This is a genomic window from Streptomyces tricolor, from assembly GCF_002155905.1.
Taxonomy (GTDB): Bacteria; Actinomycetota; Actinomycetes; order Streptomycetales; family Streptomycetaceae; genus Streptomyces; species Streptomyces tricolor.
Genome location: NZ_MUMF01001064.1, coordinates 1 through 501, shown reverse-complemented (window position 1 = coordinate 501; position 501 = coordinate 1). Strand labels below are relative to the sequence as shown.

General features: G+C 75.2%; 1 protein-coding gene and 1 pseudogene. Both read right to left on the bottom strand.

Going from position 1 to position 501, the window contains the following annotated elements:
* The coding region (locus tag CCN44_RS42740; protein ID WP_414820564.1) for a DedA family protein at positions 1–306 on the bottom strand (306 nt) is incomplete at its 3' end.
* A pseudogene (locus CCN44_RS42735) lies at positions 303–501 on the bottom strand (MBL fold metallo-hydrolase); the annotation flags it as partial. The gene CCN44_RS42740 and the pseudogene CCN44_RS42735, both read right to left, overlap by 4 nt.

The window sequence follows — 501 nt, the reverse complement described above, 5'->3', positions numbered from 1 at the left end:
CGCCCGCGCCCGGATCGCCGCCAGCCACCGCGACCCGTTCTTCGACCTCATCCCGCGCCGCCCCAGCCAGTACAGCGCCGCGTCCCCCAGGAACGCGGCCAGCGACGCGGTCACGAACACCAGGGCCAGTGAGAACGGCGCGGTCCGGTGGAGCGCCACCACCGCCGCCGAACTCACCAGCGCCCCCGTCGGCACCACCGGCACCAGCGCCCCGATCAGCACCAGCAGGAACAACGACGGATAGCCCACCGCCTGCTGCGTGGACTCCGACGTCACACTCCTCGCCGCCTCGGCGAGCCACGTCACCGCGCGACCTCCAGCCGCACGCTCTCCCCGTGCCCCAGCCTGTGCACCGCCACCCGCGGCGCGGCCACCGCCGCCAGCCGCACGAACTCGTCACCCGGCGCGTGGAACTCGTGCGGGCGCACCGCGTCCATGCCGATCGGCCAGTACGTCCCGTAGTGCACCGGCACCGCCACCCGCGGCGCCAGCCGGGCCAGC